We start from the raw sequence: 13,810 nt of genomic DNA, 5'->3' as shown, positions 1-13,810 counted from the left end.
GCAGACGGCTGTGACACGGCGATGCGGTTCGGGAAGGTGGCGCGGCGCCCGGGAGCGATGCGCGTGGCAGTGGCCAGTCACCGACGGCTAAGTTATGGGAATGACATCGATCGGATCGCTGCGCCGCGTGGCCATCGTCACCGGGGTTCGTACCCCGTTCGCCAAGGCGGGCACCCTGTACAAGTCGCTCTCCGCGATCGAGCTGGGCCGACTCTGTGTCGCCGAGCTCCTGCAGCGGACGAACCTCAACGGCAGCGACGTGGACGCGGTCGTCTTCGGGACGGTCGTCCAGAACGTGCAGGCGCCGAACATCGCCCGCGAAGTCTCGCTGATCCCGCTCCTGCCCAAGGCGGTGGACGCCTGGTCGGTGAGCCGCGCCTGCGCCAGCGCCAACCAGGCCATCGCCGATGCCGCCGACCAGATCGCCCTCGGCCACATGGACTGCGTCATCGCCGGCGGCGCGGAGTCGCTGTCGAACGTGCCGATCCTGCACTCGGCCGGCTTCTCCGACGTGCTGATGTCCGCCAACAAGGCGAAGAACCTCAGCCAGAAGCTCAGCGCCTTCTCGCGCGTCCGCCCGAAGGACCTCGTGCCCGTGGCCCCCGCCATCGCCGAGCCGTCCACCGGCGAGACGATGGGGCAGAGCGCCGAGAAGATGGCCAAGCTCAACGACATCTCGCGCCAGGAGCAGGACGAGTTCGCGCTCCGCTCGCACCGGCTGGCCGCCGCCGGCCTGCGTGACGGGCGGCTGGCGCAGGAGATGTTCCCGGTCTACGTGCCGCCGCGCTACGAGAAGATCGCCACCACCGACAACGGCGTGCGCGAGGATGGCACCCTCGAGCAGCTCGCCGCGCTCAAGCCGGTCTTCGACAAGCGGTACGGCACCGTCACCGCCGGCAACGCCTCGCCGCTCACCGACGGCGCCGGTGCCGTGCTGCTGATGAGCGAGGAGAAGGCCGCCGCGCTCGGCTACACGCCGCTGGCCTACATCCGCTCGTACGCCAGCGCCGCCGTCGATCCGGGTGCGCAGCTCCTCCAGGCGCCCGTCATCGCTGCGCCGCGCGCCCTGCAGCGCGCCGGCCTCACGCTGCGCGACCTCGACCTGATCGAAATGCACGAGGCCTTCGCCGCCCAGGTGCTCAGCAACCTGCGCGGCTTCGAGAGCCCGGAGTGGGCGGCCCGCGCCGGCCTGTCACAGCCGCTCGGGGAGGTCGACCGGGCCAAGCTGAACGTGATGGGCGGCTCGCTTGCCATCGGGCACCCGTTCGGGGCCACCGGTGCCCGCGTGACCACCACGCTCGCCAACGAACTCGCGCGGCGTGGCGGGCAGTTCGGCATGCTCACCGTCTGCGCCGCGGGCGGCCTGGGTTTCGCGATGATCATCGAACGCGCCTGATGTCCTCCTCACCGCCATGACCGCACCCGCCAACACGCCGTCCGCCTTCACCTTCGAGGTGGAGCAGGGCATCGCCGTGGTCACCTTCGACGACCCGTCGGTGCCGGTGAACACCTTCACTGCCGCCGCCCAGGACGAGCTGCGCGGGCTCTTCGAGCGGGTGCAACGGGACCCTGCCATCCGCGCGGCCGTCGTGCTCAGCGGCAAGCGCGACAACTTCATCGCCGGCGCCGACATCGAGGCGTTCCTCGGATTCCGCACCGCGGCCGATGCCGAGGCGGCCTGCCGCGCCGGTCATGCCGACTTCCAGCGCCTCGCCGACGGGAAGCCCGTCGTCTGCGCCATCCATGGCAGCTGCCTCGGCGGCGGCACCGAGCTCGCGCTGGCCTGCCACTGGCGCATCGCCTCCGACAGCCCGAAGACCTCGCTCTCGCTGCCCGAGGTGCAACTGGGCCTGATCCCCGGCGCCGGAGGCACCCAGCGCCTCCCGGCGCTCATCGGGCTGCAGGCGGCGCTCGACATGATCCTCACCGGCAAGACCGTACGCGCGAAGAAGGCGCTGCAGCTCGGCCTCGTCGATGAGATGGTGCATCCCAGCATCCTGCGGCGCGTGGCACTGCAGCGCGCCACCGAGCTCGCGGCCGGCACCCGCCGGCGCGAGGCGAAGCCGAAGGGCGCCGGCGAGATGCTGCTCGACGAGAACCCCATCGGCCGCGCGATCGTCTTCCGCAAGGCGAAGGAAGGCGTGCTGGAGAAGACGAAGGGGCTCTATCCCGCGCCGCTGGCGGCCCTCGATGCCGTCGCCGCGGGCTACAGCAGCGACGGTGACGGCTACCAGACCGAGGCGCGGCTCTTCGGCGAGCTCGCCATGACGCCGGAGTCGCAGGAGCTGGTGTTCCTCTTCTTCGCCACCACCGCGCTCAAGCGCGACATGGGCGTGGACGTGACGCCGCTGCCGGCGGCGCTGCCCATCGGCAGGCTGGGCATCCTCGGTGCCGGCTTCATGGGGGCAGGCATCGCCAGCGTCGCCAGCCCGGCGGGCACCATCGTGCGGATGAAGGATGCCGACACCACCCGCGTGGCGAAGGGCCTGGCCGCCGTGCGCGAGGTGCTCCGCGAGAAGCTGGTGAAGAAGCAGATCACGCGCACCCAGTTCGACGACCTCGTGCTCGCCGTCAGCGGCACCACCGACTACACCGGCTTCGGCAACGTGGACCTCGTGATCGAGGCCGTGTTCGAGGACCTGCAGGTGAAGCAGCAGGTGCTGCGCGAGCTCGAGCACGTGGTGCCGGCGCGCACCATCATCGCCAGCAACACCAGCACCATCCCGATCAGCCGCATCGCGGTGGCCAGCGCGCGCCCCGAGCGCGTGCTCGGCATGCACTTTTTCTCGCCCGTGCACAAGATGCCGCTGCTGGAGGTCATCACCCACGACGGCAACGATCCGCAGGTGGTGGTGAGCGCGGTGGCGTACGGCCGGAAGCTCGGCAAGACGGTGATCGTGGTGCGCGACGGCCCGGGGTTCTACGCCAACCGCGTGCTCGCGCCGTACGTGAATGCGGCCGGCCTGCTGCTGGACGAGGGGGTGGCGATCGACGCGATCGATGACGCGCTGGTGAAGTTCGGCTTCCCCGTCGGCCCGGTGACGCTGGTGGACGAGGTCGGGCTCGACGTGGCGACAAAGGCCGGCGCGATCGTGGCCGAGGCCTTTGGTGGCCGGATGGCACCGAACGAGTCGATCCAGCGCGTGATCAAGGCGGGCCGGCTGGGTCGCAAGGGCCGTCGCGGGTTCTATGCGTACGATGATGCCGGCAAGAAGGGTGGCGTGGACGGCTCGGTGTACGAGCTGCTGCCGACCGGCCAGAAGCGCACCGTGGTGCCCGCCGAGGACATCGTGCAGCGCTGCGTCTACGCGATGCTCAACGAGGCCGTGCTCTGCCTCGAGGATGGCATCCTGCGCTCGGCACGCGACGGCGACATCGGCGCGGTCTTCGGGATCGGCTTCCCGCCCTTCCGCGGCGGGCCGTTCCGCTACGTCGACCGCCTCGGGGCCGCCCGGGTGGTTGCCACCCTCGATGGTCTGGAGCGATTGTTCCCCGGACGGTACCAGGCGGCCGCACGCCTGCGCGCCATGGCTGAGCGCGGTGATCGCTTCTATCCCGAGACGGGGAAGCCAGTCTGACTGACCAGCCCGAAGTCCACGGGGGCGAGGCCGTGCTCGCCCCGCCTGCCCCGCCCGATGATCGCGAGCTGTCGGCGCTGCTGGACGACATCGTCCGGCGGTTCGCCGGCTCGATCCGTGCCACCGGCGCACGGTACCGGCTGCCACCAAGTGACATCGGGGAGGCCGAGCAGGAGGTCCGGATCCGGCTCTGGCGGGTCTGCGGGTCGACTGAGAACATCTCGCGCCTTTCGGCGTCCTATCTCCAACGCGTGGTCACGACGGCAGTCCTGGATCTCCTGCGCCGTCGCCGCCGCGCCGCGACGCACGACCCGGTCGAGGATCTCCCGCTGCCCGCTCCCGGGCCGGGTCCCGACGCCGACGTCGAGGCGGCGTCGCTCGGGGCCGTGGTCCGGTCGGGTGTGGAGTCCCTTGGCCTGGCCCGGCGCGCAGTGGTGAAGCTGCACCTCGACGGGTATCGTCGCGACGAAATCGAGGTGCTGCTGGGCTGGACCGAAGCCAAGACCCGTAACCTGCTCTACCGTGGGCTGTCCGACTTGCGCGAGTACCTGGTGGCACGTGGGATCGAATGGGGGAGTGACGCATGACGAATCCTGAGGACCTGCAGCTTCCCCGTGATCCGGGGCCCATGCCCGCGGCGCTGCGCGACGCGTTCGGCTGGGCCCGTGACGCGGAGCGCGCCTCGTCCTCGATGGGGCTGCCGGAGTCGCTGGATGTGCTCGCCGATCCCGAGGCTGCCGACGAGGCACGCCTGGCCGTCATCGAGCAGCTCCTGGCCACGCCGGCCGGTGCCCGCGAGCTGGCCCATGTCGTGGCCGCACGCGCCAGCACGGCCGGCACCCCCCACGCCTATTTCACCCGCCGGGAGGCCGAGCCCGCGGCATCGCGCGCCTTCGCCGCCGCGGCCCCTCGCGGTCGGGGGGCGATGGCGGGACTCAAGCCCATCCTCCTCGCCGCCTCGCTCATCCTCGTCGCCGGCACGAGCTGGTACGTGTACACCCTGCCGGAGCAGGAGACGGCGGCCCAGGCGATCCGCTCCGCCGGCTCGGCCGTGGAACTGCTCGCCGTGCCGCCGATGCCGGCCACCGCGCCCATCACGCTGTCGTGGAAGATGCTGCGCACCGACGACCGCTACACCGTCGAGGTCCTCGATGCCTCCGACGCCCCGGTGTTCACCGGCGACACGCACACCACCCGCCTCGTGATCCCCGCCGCCACCCTCAAGCGCGGCACCTATCGCTGGTTCGTCCGCGCCCGCGGCACCGACCGCTCCGAGATCCGCTCCCGCGTCGAGTCCTTCACCGTCCGCTGACGCTCAGACTGTCAACTGCGAACCGCTCAGCCGCAGAGACGCAAAGGGGAGTGAGAGGACGCAAAGGGATCGATGCGCGTCGCAGGCTTCGCACGCACGACAGTCCGAAGAGTTGAGAGGAACAGCCGTGGTTGTTGCAGTTCCCTCAACCCTCGCGATGCTCGCCCGCACATGGAAGTCAGCGTGCTGCGCAGACCTGCCGTTGCTGTTCCTTTGCGGCGGCCGCAGGCCGCTTTGCGTCTTTGCGTTAAAGCAGTTGCCGTTGTCCCGGCAGGCCGTCAGCGCGTGAACGTGAGCGCCCCGTCACCGATCACGCTGAACGCCGCCCAGAAGCGCGCCGGGACGCCCGCGCGACGGAGGGACGTCTGGGCCGCGTTCATCGCATCCGCCGCCGGGCGCCCCTCGGCCAGGTTCCGGTAGAACCGCTCCATCAGCACCCGCGTCCAGCGATCGCTCACCGCCCAGTGGCTCGCCACCACCGTGCGCACACCGCGGGCGAGCAGCGGTGCGACCAGCCCGTCGATCGCGTCGCCGCGCGAGCCGAAGTCGCCCGTCGTCCGGCACCCCGACAGCACCACCATCGACGCCCCCGAGCTCAGCTCCGCCAGCTCCCCGCCCGAGACGTAGCCGTCCTCCAGCGAGTCCGGGCGCAGGATCAGCCAGTTCGCACCCAGTGCCTGGTCGCTCGTGAGCGCGTGCGCGGCGGTGTGCAGCACCGTGTAGGAGCTGCGCGCCGCACGCTTGAGCGCCGACTCCGACGCGTCACCGCCCGTCAGCGCCAGCGAGCCGCGCCCCCACGCCGCCGCGGCGCGCGCCTCGTCGGCGGCGGCCAGCAGCGGCGCCAGCGGGTTGCCGCGCTCACTGCGTTCCACGCTCAGCTCCATCGACTGCGGCGTCTCGCTCGCCACCTCGGTGTCGCCGGCGCCCAGCGCGAGCACTCGCGCATCCACCGCACGCGGCGCCGCCGCGTACGCCAGCGCCAGCGACACCGAGGGGGCGATCGTCACCACCATCCGGTCGCCCAGCACCCCGCGCGCCGTCATCGGCAGCGCCTGGAACGGCACCCGGTACAGCGCCCCCTGCGGCACCACCACCAGGTGGCGGATCCCCGCCGGCAGGCTGCGCAGCGCGTCCCCCAGCACCGCCGTCGCCACGCGCCGGCCGGCGCCCGCGCCCGTCTCACCACTCTCGAGCAGGGCGAGCCATCGCACGATGTCGCGATCCAGTGAATCGAGCGGCGCCAGCGTCACCCCCCGCGCCTGCGTCGACGTGATCACCATCAGCGAGGTGCGCGCGATGTCGGAGCCACCGGCGTACACCAGCAGCGCCGTGTGCGGCTTGAGCGCCCGTTGCACGTCGGCCAGCACCGTGGCGCTCGCCCGCACGCGCCGGCGCGCCTCACGCAGCACTGCCGTGTCCCGCGTCGTCTCCGAGCCCAGCGTGCCGTTGAGCAGCGCACGCGCGCGCGAACGCTCCGCCACCGCGAACACCGTCGGCAGCCAGCGTGGCGATTGCACGAACGCGGCCAGCACCCGGTCCACGTTGCCGCTGGTGCCCCCCCACATGTCCGGCGGCATCAGCACCTTCCGCAGCCCAGCCTCGGCCAGCGTGTCCCGCATGTCGTCCAGCTCGCGGTTCGCCTCCACCAGCGTGCGCGCCGCGCTCACCGAGTCGCCGGCCAGCAGCGACGCCAGCGCCAGTGCGCCATCCACGTTGTGACGGAACAACGGCTGCGACGCGCGGGAATAGGTGTCGCGCACCCCCGCCAGCAGGCGGATCGCCTCGTCGCTGCGGCCGTTGCGCAGCGCCAGCAGCCCGCGATACTCCGTGAGCTGCGTCATCCAGGCCGCACCCCGCTCCCGCACCACCGGCTCGATGCGGTCGAGCAGGTCGCGGGCCACGTCGGTCCGGTTGGTGCGCACCGCGATGTCGGCCAGCGCGTAGGTCGACCGGATCCGCATCGATGGCAAGCCCAGCGAGTCGCTCACCAGCGCACTGTGCTGCGCCACCCGCTCGGCGTTCTGCAGGTCACCCACCAGCAGCATCGCCTGCGCCTGCTCCAGCAGCCCCTCCTCGTATCCGACCCGGTCGCCGCTGGCCTCGAACAGCCGCAGTGCGCGACGCAACGCGGCCGTCGCGGCGGCGGCGTCCCCCGTCTGGCGCGCCACCCCGGCCACGCTCAGCAGCGCCCACGCCTCGATGTTCCGGTCGTCGATCCGCTGCGCGACACGGATCGCGGCCGTCAGTTGCGCACGCGAAGACCGGATCATCCCCACCGTGCGCAGCGCATACCCATGCCACTGCAGCGCCGCTGCGAGCGTCGGGTCGTCATGCGCCGCCCGCGCCGTGGCCTGTGCACGCTCCAGCCAGGTCACCGCCTGGTTCACCAGGCCCTGCCCCATCAGCTGCGAGCCCAGCGCCAGCTCGCAATTCGCACGCAGCGCCGGCAACCCCACCGCATCCGCGAGCGCGAAGCTCGCCGACGCATGCGCCATCCGGCGCTCGGGATCGGCCACCACCCGCAGGCAGGAGAGGCGCGCCTGCAGCACCGAATCCTGCGACGTCGCCAGCGCCGCCACCGCCTCGATCCCGGCCAGCGTGGTGCGCTGGTGCACCCGGCGCTCCAGCGCCAGCTGGACGAATCGCGTCTCGGCCCACTCCTCGCGCGGCATGCCCGCGCTGTCGGCGAGCGCGACCGCCATCAGGCGCTCCACGTCGCGGAAGTCGCCACGCACCAGCATCGCTCCCACCCGCTCCCGCGCGATCGCCGCACGCCAGAGTGGTTCACGGGCCACTCGGGCGGCGCTGTCCAGCCAGGCCATCGCATCGGCGTACCGCGAGTCGAAGCGCGACAGCATCGCCAGCCCCAACCGCGGCGCCGCGGCCTCGGGACGCGCGGCCGCCCACGTCCGCCACTCCGCCATCCGGGACGGCATGCTGTCCTGCGCCTTCGCGCGCCCCGCAAGACGCCAGAGCACGCGCGGCGCCAGTGTGTCGTATGGACTGCCCGGCTGGGCCTGCAGTGGCAGGGCCAGGCCGATCGCGGCCAGGGTCAGCGCTCGGAGTCGTTGCATTGGACGAAGAATGTACGCCGGCCTCCCGCTTCCGGAGGCGCGCGCCGTCCCGGGCTGCGCGTCCACGCCGGCCGCGCTAGGATGCACCGTCGATCTCATGCACCTCCTCCCAGACCGGACCGCCTCGGCATGAACGGCATGACCCCCCGGCACCTGCACAGGATCGGCCGGACAGCGACGGCGTGGCTGCTCTGCCTGCCGGCGGCGTCCGTGGCCGCGCAGGGATCCCGCGCGCCCGAGCCCGCTGCCGTCCGCGCGGCCTTCGCCGAACGCACCGCGGATCGGACCTTCCGCGGCCTCGCCGCCGCCTGGCGTGACGGCGACTCCATCCGGTTCGCCACCGCGGGTGTCAGCGGCCCCGGCGGCACGCTCATGTCTCCCGGAATCCGGGTGCCCCTCGGTGAGGCCGGTGCCCTCCTCACGGCAGCCCTGTTCGCCAACCTGGTGGCCGCCGGTGAGCTCGCGTTCGACCAGCCGGCGCAGCCCCTCCTGCCGGAGCCCATCCGCCTCCCCATCAGGAACGGCCGCAGCATCACCCTCGGCGATCTCGCCCTGCATCGGGCCGGGTTGCCCAACCAGCCGCCCACCACCGGCGGCACCGTACGGCAGCGGCTCGCCAATGCCGTCAACGGCGTCACGCTCGCCGGTGACATCGGCTCCCGCTACGCCTACTCGCAGCTCGGCATCGACCTCCTCGGCGCCGCGCTCGCCACGCAGCTCCGGATGCCGCTCGACGCCGCCGTCGAGGCCAGGATCCTCAAGCCGCTGGGGCTCGCCGGCATCCGGTTCAGCAGCGGCGGTTCGCGCGCGGGCGAGGATGCCTCCGGTCACGCCAGGGACGGCACGCCCCTGCCGCTCGGTCCCCTCCCGGAAGGGCGGTGGCATGCCTCGGTGAGCCGGCTCGCCCAGCTTGCCGTCGCCGCCAGCGACACGGTCGACGGACCGCTGGCCAGTACCTTTGCGCTCATGATGCGAACCCGGAGTCTCGGTGCGGATCCAACCCTGCCGGTGGCCCTCGGGTGGCGCGTGCTGCGCCTCGACGGCCGCGACATCTACTGGCACGATGCATTGGATGTGCCGGGCTTCGCGCTCTACCTCGCCATCGATCCCGCCCGCCAGCGCATGGCGACGGTCGTCAGCAACACCGCGCGCCCCGTGGACGCCATCGCCGGCCAGATCCTCCTCGGCCGCGTCCCCCGGATCGCTGCCGACCCCCCACGCCGCCTCGCCGACACCCCACGACGCCCGAACCGGACCGCCCGCCCGCGGCCGGCACGGTCCACCCCACGATCACGACGCCCGCGCTGATGCCCCGATTCCGCCTGTCGCGCTCCCTTCCGGTCCTGCTTGGCCTGCTGGGTGCCTGCCGTCCCGCTGCCGAGGGCGAGACCCCGCCCGTGCGGCGCGGCAATGACCCCATCGCGGTGGCGCTCGTCGCACCCATCGGGTACGTGAAGGAGAACGAGCGCCTCATCACCTGGCACGCCTCACCCGGTGTGTCGCGCTATGAGGTCGTCGTCTCCGATTCCGTCGAGGTGCCGGTCTTCACCTCGGTCACCCGCGACACGCAGGTCACCATTCCCGAGGGCTTCCGGTACTCGCTCTCCCAGAACTACCGCTGGTACGTGACCGCGTACCGCGACCGCGACTCCACCGCCTGGCGCTCACCGGTTGCCGTCTTCCGGCTCGAGGGCGAGGGACGCCGCATGCCACCGCTGCCGCAGCCATGATCCGTCGCCGTCTCGCGCTCGTCGCCGCACTCGCCACGCCGCTGGCCGGCGCACTTCCCGCCCAGGCCCCGGTGCCGCCGCTCACTGTCGAGCGGATCTTCCGCAGTCGCGAGTTCGCGGCGCAGGGCCTCCCGTTCGTGCAGTGGATGAAGGACGGGCGCAGCTACCTCAGCGTGAAGACGGACATCGGCGGCGCCATGCTGGTCCGGGTGGATGCCGTCAGCGGGGCCGAGACGGTCCTGATGCCCGCCGGGACGCTGCGGGATGCGAGCGGCACCCCGATCGACGTCGAGGACGTGACCCTCTCGGCCGACGAGACGAAGGCGCTGGTCTTCCATTCCTCCGTGCGCGTGTGGCGCACCAACACGCGCGGTCTGTACCACGTCGCGGACTTCGCGACGAAGACCGTCACGCCACTCGTCGCCACCCTCGCCGCTGCGCCGCTGCGCCAGGCACAGGGACCGGGCTTCCTGGCCCCCGGTCTCGGCAGCGGTGCCGCCGACCCGAACCTGCAGATGTTCGCGAAGTTCTCCCCCGACGGCCGCAAGGTGGCCTTCGGCCGGGCGAACGACCTCTGGGTGAAGGACCTGCAGACCGGCACCGAGACGCGCCTCACCACCGATGGCAGCGACGACATCATCAACGGCACCACCGACTGGGTGTACGAGGAGGAGCTCGGGCTGCGCGACGCGTTCCGGTGGAGCCCCGACAGCCGGCGCCTCGCCTTCTGGCGCTTCGACCAGTCGGCCGTGCCGGCCTATCCGATCGTGGATGACATGGCGCCGTACCCGCGGGTGTCGGTGCTCCGCTACCCGAAGGCGGGTGACGCCAACTCCCGCGTGACCATCCACGTCATCGGCGCCGATGGCAGCAACCGGCATCCGCTCGACGTGGGGCCCGACACCGGCCAGTACATCACGCGCATGGAATGGGTCGACGCCGACTCGATCTCGGTGCAACGGGTGCCGCGCCACCAGGTGCAGCTCGACCTGCTGCTGCTCAGCGCCACCTCCGGCGCCGGGCGCACCGTCGTCACCGAGCGCGACACGGCCTACGTGAACAGCGAGGGCGAGGCCGTCACCTGGCTCGCCGACCACCGCCGCTTCCTGCTGCGCAGCGACCGCAGCGGATGGCAGCAGTATTACCTCTACCGGCGTGACGGGACCCTGGTGGGCCGCATCACGCCGGACAGCATGGACGTGCTCGACCTGCTCGCGGTGGACCTGAAGGCGGGCGCGGCGTACGTGCAGGTGGCGGCCCCCACCCCGACGCAGCAGCAGCTGCTGCGCGTGTCGCTCGACGGCCGCCGCGCCACGCGGCTCACGCAGGGCGACGGGGCGCACGCGCTGCTCGTGAGTCCCACCGCGACCTTCGTCTTCGAGGCCTGGTCCCGCCTCGGCGTGCCCCCGGTGGTGTCGCTCCACTCGCTGCCGCGCATGGTGAAGGTGCGCGAGCTCACCGACAACGCGGCCGTGCGCGCGCGGCTGGTGGCGCAGGACATCCAGCCGCCGCAGCTCTTCCGCGTGCCGATGCCCGACGGCACCGCCCTCGACGCCTATCGCATCCTGCCGCCGGGGTTCGACAGCACGCGCCGGTATCCCGTGCTGATGCACGCCTACGGTGGCCCCGCCGCGCCGCAGGTGATCGACCAGTGGGGCGGCAGCCGGTACCTGTGGCACGTCTCGCTCGCGCAGCAGGGGTACGTCGTGGTCGTGGTGGACAACCGCGGGGCTGCCTTCCGCGGCCGCGACTTCCGGAAGGCCACACAGCTGCGACTGGGCCTGCTGGAGACGCAGGACCAGCTCGACGCCGCCCGCTGGCTGGGCCGACAGCCATGGGTGGACGCCGGGCGGATCGGCTTCTGGGGCTGGAGCTTCGGCGGCTACCTCGCGTCGATGGTGGCCGCGAAGGGCGGGGAGCTCTTCCGGGCGGTCATCGCCGTCGCGCCCGTGACCGACTGGCGCCTCTACGACACGATCTACACCGAGCGGTTCATGTGGACGCCGCAGCAGAACGCCGCCGGCTACCAGGAGACGTCGCCGCAGCTCGCGGTGGCCGGCATGCGCGCACGGTTCCTGCTGGTGCACGGCACCGGCGACGACAACGTCCATCCGCAGAACTCCGTGCAGCTCATCGAACGCATGGTCCGCGCCAACCGCCCGATGCAGCAGCTGTTCTACCCCAATCGCACCCACTCCCTCAGTGGCGGGAACACCTCGGTGCACCTCTACGAGTCGCTCACGCGCTTCATTCGCGAGAATCTCTGATGCGCCCCGTCTGCGCCGCGACCCTCGGCATCACCTGCGCGCTGTCATTGCCGGCCTGCGCCACCCCGCCGTCGCCGGCGCGCACCGACCTCGCGGAGCGCCAGCGGATCGCGGGCGAGGCCGTGCGCACCGCCCCGCGCCGCGCCCCCGCCTGGCGCTGCACGCCGGCGATGCCCTCGCCGATGCCGTCACCGGCCACGCGCGCCGAGCGCACCGGCTTCTGCGAGACCACGCCGTACGAGGAGGCGATGGCCTTCCTCGACACCGTGCGCGCGAAGGCCGCGCCGAACCGGCTGATGCGCATCACGCGGCTGGGCGCCTCGCCGCGCGGGCGGCCGCTGATGGCCGTTACGGCCTGCGCGCGCCTCGCCCGCACGATGCTCAGCTGCGATGAGCTCATGTACGCCTCGCGACGCCGGCCGGTCGTGCTGCTGCAGGCGAACATCCACGCCGGCGAGGTGGAGGGGAAGGAGGCCGTGCTCGCACTGCTGCGCACCGTCGTCACCGACCCGCGTGCGAACCTGCTCGACAGTGTCACGCTGGTGGTGGTGCCGATGTACAACGCCGATGGCAACGAGGCCCTCGGCCCGCAGGCGCGGAACCGCGGCGCACAGCTCGGCCCCGCCATCATCGGTGAGCGCGCCAACGGCGACGGGCTGGACCTGAACCGCGACTACATCAAGTCCGAGGCCCCCGAGACACGGGCGCTCCTGCCGATGCTCTCCGGCGGCGGCATCGACGTCTTCGTCGACCTGCACACCACCAACGGCAGCTACCACGGCTACAACCTCACTTTCTCGCCCTCGCTCCATCCGGGCGCACCGCTGGCGCGGTTCACCAGCGACACGCTCCTCGCCGGCGTCCGCCGCCGCCTCTGGCCGCGCGGCGTGAAGACGTATCCGTACGGCAACTTCAGCAGCTCCTTCGCACGCGAGGTCTCGCTCGACACGCGGAAGGAAGGTTGGTTCACCTACGATTCGCGCCCGCGATTCGGCTCCAACTACTTCGGCCTCACCGGCGGCATCTCGATCCTCAGCGAGGCCTACTCACACGACCCCTTCGCGGTGCGCGTCGCCAGCACCTACGCCTTCGTGCGCGAGCTGCTCGGCACCGTCGGGGCCGATCCGTCGATCCTCGCCCGCGTCTCTGCCGCGCGCCGCCTGCTCGCCGCCGGACGCCCGCCGCGCGGTGTGGTGCTCGAGACCGCCCTCACCACCACCCCCTTCCGTGACAGCGTGCTGGTGGAGGAACTGCTCCCCGACCGCGACAGCCTCGCCGCCGAGCCCGGGGTGCCCGTCGGGATCCGCCGCAGCGGCCGCATCGTGCCGCAGTGGATGGCCGTGCACGACCGCTTCGAGGTCACGCATGCGACGGGCGTGCCCGCCGGCGGCTGGCTCGTCGAGGCGGCTGACACCGCCGTGTTGTCCCTCCTCGCGCGACACGGCGTGAGGGTGCTGCCTCGGGTCAGCGGCATCCGCAGCATGGACGTGGAACGCTTCCAGCTCGACTCGGTGCAGCAGGTCGGGCGGGCGTTCCAGGGACACCGCGAGGTGCGCGTGCAGGGCCGCTGGATCCGCAACCGGATGTTGCCATCCCCTGACTTCCGGTGGGTGCCTGCGGCCCAGCGGCAGGTGCTCGTCGCGGCCCAGCTCCTGGAACCGCAGTCCAATGACGGGGCCACCACCTGGAACTTCTTCGACGAGCGGCTGCTGATGGGCAAGTTCCACCCCGTCATGCGGCTCGTGTCACAAGTGAGCCCGCGCTGAGCAGCGGGACTGGCGCGACCCCGCGGCTATATTCGGGGGCTTGCACCCCGGCGAACCGCCGCGGCGCGCCCACCAGACTCCCG

Annotated in this window: 9 protein-coding genes; 8 read left to right on the top strand and 1 reads right to left on the bottom strand. The window is 72.0% G+C overall.

Annotation, left to right across the window (positions count from 1 at the left end):
- Positions 1–100: 100 nt before the first annotated feature.
- The 4 genes from fadI to IT355_13050 are packed head-to-tail and all read left to right on the top strand — an operon-like array spanning position 101 to position 4,890.
- A complete protein-coding gene (gene fadI / locus IT355_13065) occupies positions 101–1,396 on the top strand; it encodes an acetyl-CoA C-acyltransferase FadI (protein ID MCC7054189.1) in 1,296 nt (431 codons plus the stop codon).
- Positions 1,397–1,412: 16 nt separating this feature from the next.
- Positions 1,413–3,578: a fatty acid oxidation complex subunit alpha FadJ gene (fadJ, locus tag IT355_13060; protein MCC7054188.1), complete on the top strand. Its 2,166-nt coding sequence runs from the start codon at positions 1,413–1,415 to the stop codon at positions 3,576–3,578.
- A 32-nt stretch (positions 3,579–3,610) separates the two neighbouring features.
- Positions 3,611–4,165, top strand: coding sequence for a sigma-70 family RNA polymerase sigma factor (locus tag IT355_13055; GenBank protein MCC7054187.1), 555 nt, complete (start codon positions 3,611–3,613; stop codon positions 4,163–4,165).
- The gene (locus tag IT355_13050) at positions 4,162–4,890 is read left to right on the top strand and encodes a hypothetical protein (protein MCC7054186.1); all 729 of its coding nucleotides are present in this window, start codon (positions 4,162–4,164) and stop codon (positions 4,888–4,890) included. The genes IT355_13055 and IT355_13050 overlap by 4 nt, the downstream gene beginning before the upstream one ends.
- 278 nt (positions 4,891–5,168) lie before the next feature.
- On the opposite strand, the gene IT355_13045 is transcribed toward IT355_13050, so the two are convergent.
- Positions 5,169–7,964 carry a CHAT domain-containing protein gene (locus IT355_13045; GenBank protein ID MCC7054185.1) on the bottom strand — a complete coding sequence of 932 codons (2,796 nt, stop codon included), beginning with the start codon at positions 7,962–7,964 and terminating at the stop codon, positions 5,169–5,171.
- 129 nt (positions 7,965–8,093) lie between these two features.
- Between IT355_13045 and IT355_13040 the strand changes: the two genes are divergently transcribed.
- From IT355_13040 to IT355_13025, 4 genes are read left to right on the top strand one after another with little or no spacing between them, the layout of a single operon-like run.
- Positions 8,094–9,272: a beta-lactamase family protein gene (locus IT355_13040; GenBank protein ID MCC7054184.1), complete on the top strand. Its 1,179-nt coding sequence runs from the start codon at positions 8,094–8,096 to the stop codon at positions 9,270–9,272.
- Positions 9,272–9,694, top strand: coding sequence for a hypothetical protein (locus tag IT355_13035; GenBank protein ID MCC7054183.1), 423 nt, complete (start codon positions 9,272–9,274; stop codon positions 9,692–9,694). The genes IT355_13040 and IT355_13035 overlap by 1 nt, the downstream gene beginning before the upstream one ends.
- Entirely contained in the window at positions 9,691–11,961 is a 2,271-nt protein-coding gene (locus tag IT355_13030) for a S9 family peptidase (GenBank protein MCC7054182.1), read from the top strand. The genes IT355_13035 and IT355_13030 overlap by 4 nt, the downstream gene beginning before the upstream one ends.
- A complete protein-coding gene (locus tag IT355_13025) occupies positions 11,961–13,727 on the top strand; it encodes a hypothetical protein (protein MCC7054181.1) in 1,767 nt (588 codons plus the stop codon). The genes IT355_13030 and IT355_13025 overlap by 1 nt, the downstream gene beginning before the upstream one ends.
- The last annotated feature ends 83 nt before the right edge of the window (positions 13,728–13,810 follow it).

Source organism: Gemmatimonadaceae bacterium, assembly GCA_020851035.1.
Classification (GTDB): Bacteria; Gemmatimonadota; Gemmatimonadetes; order Gemmatimonadales; family Gemmatimonadaceae; genus JACMLX01.
This window is presented reverse-complemented; position numbering and strand designations above follow the sequence as displayed.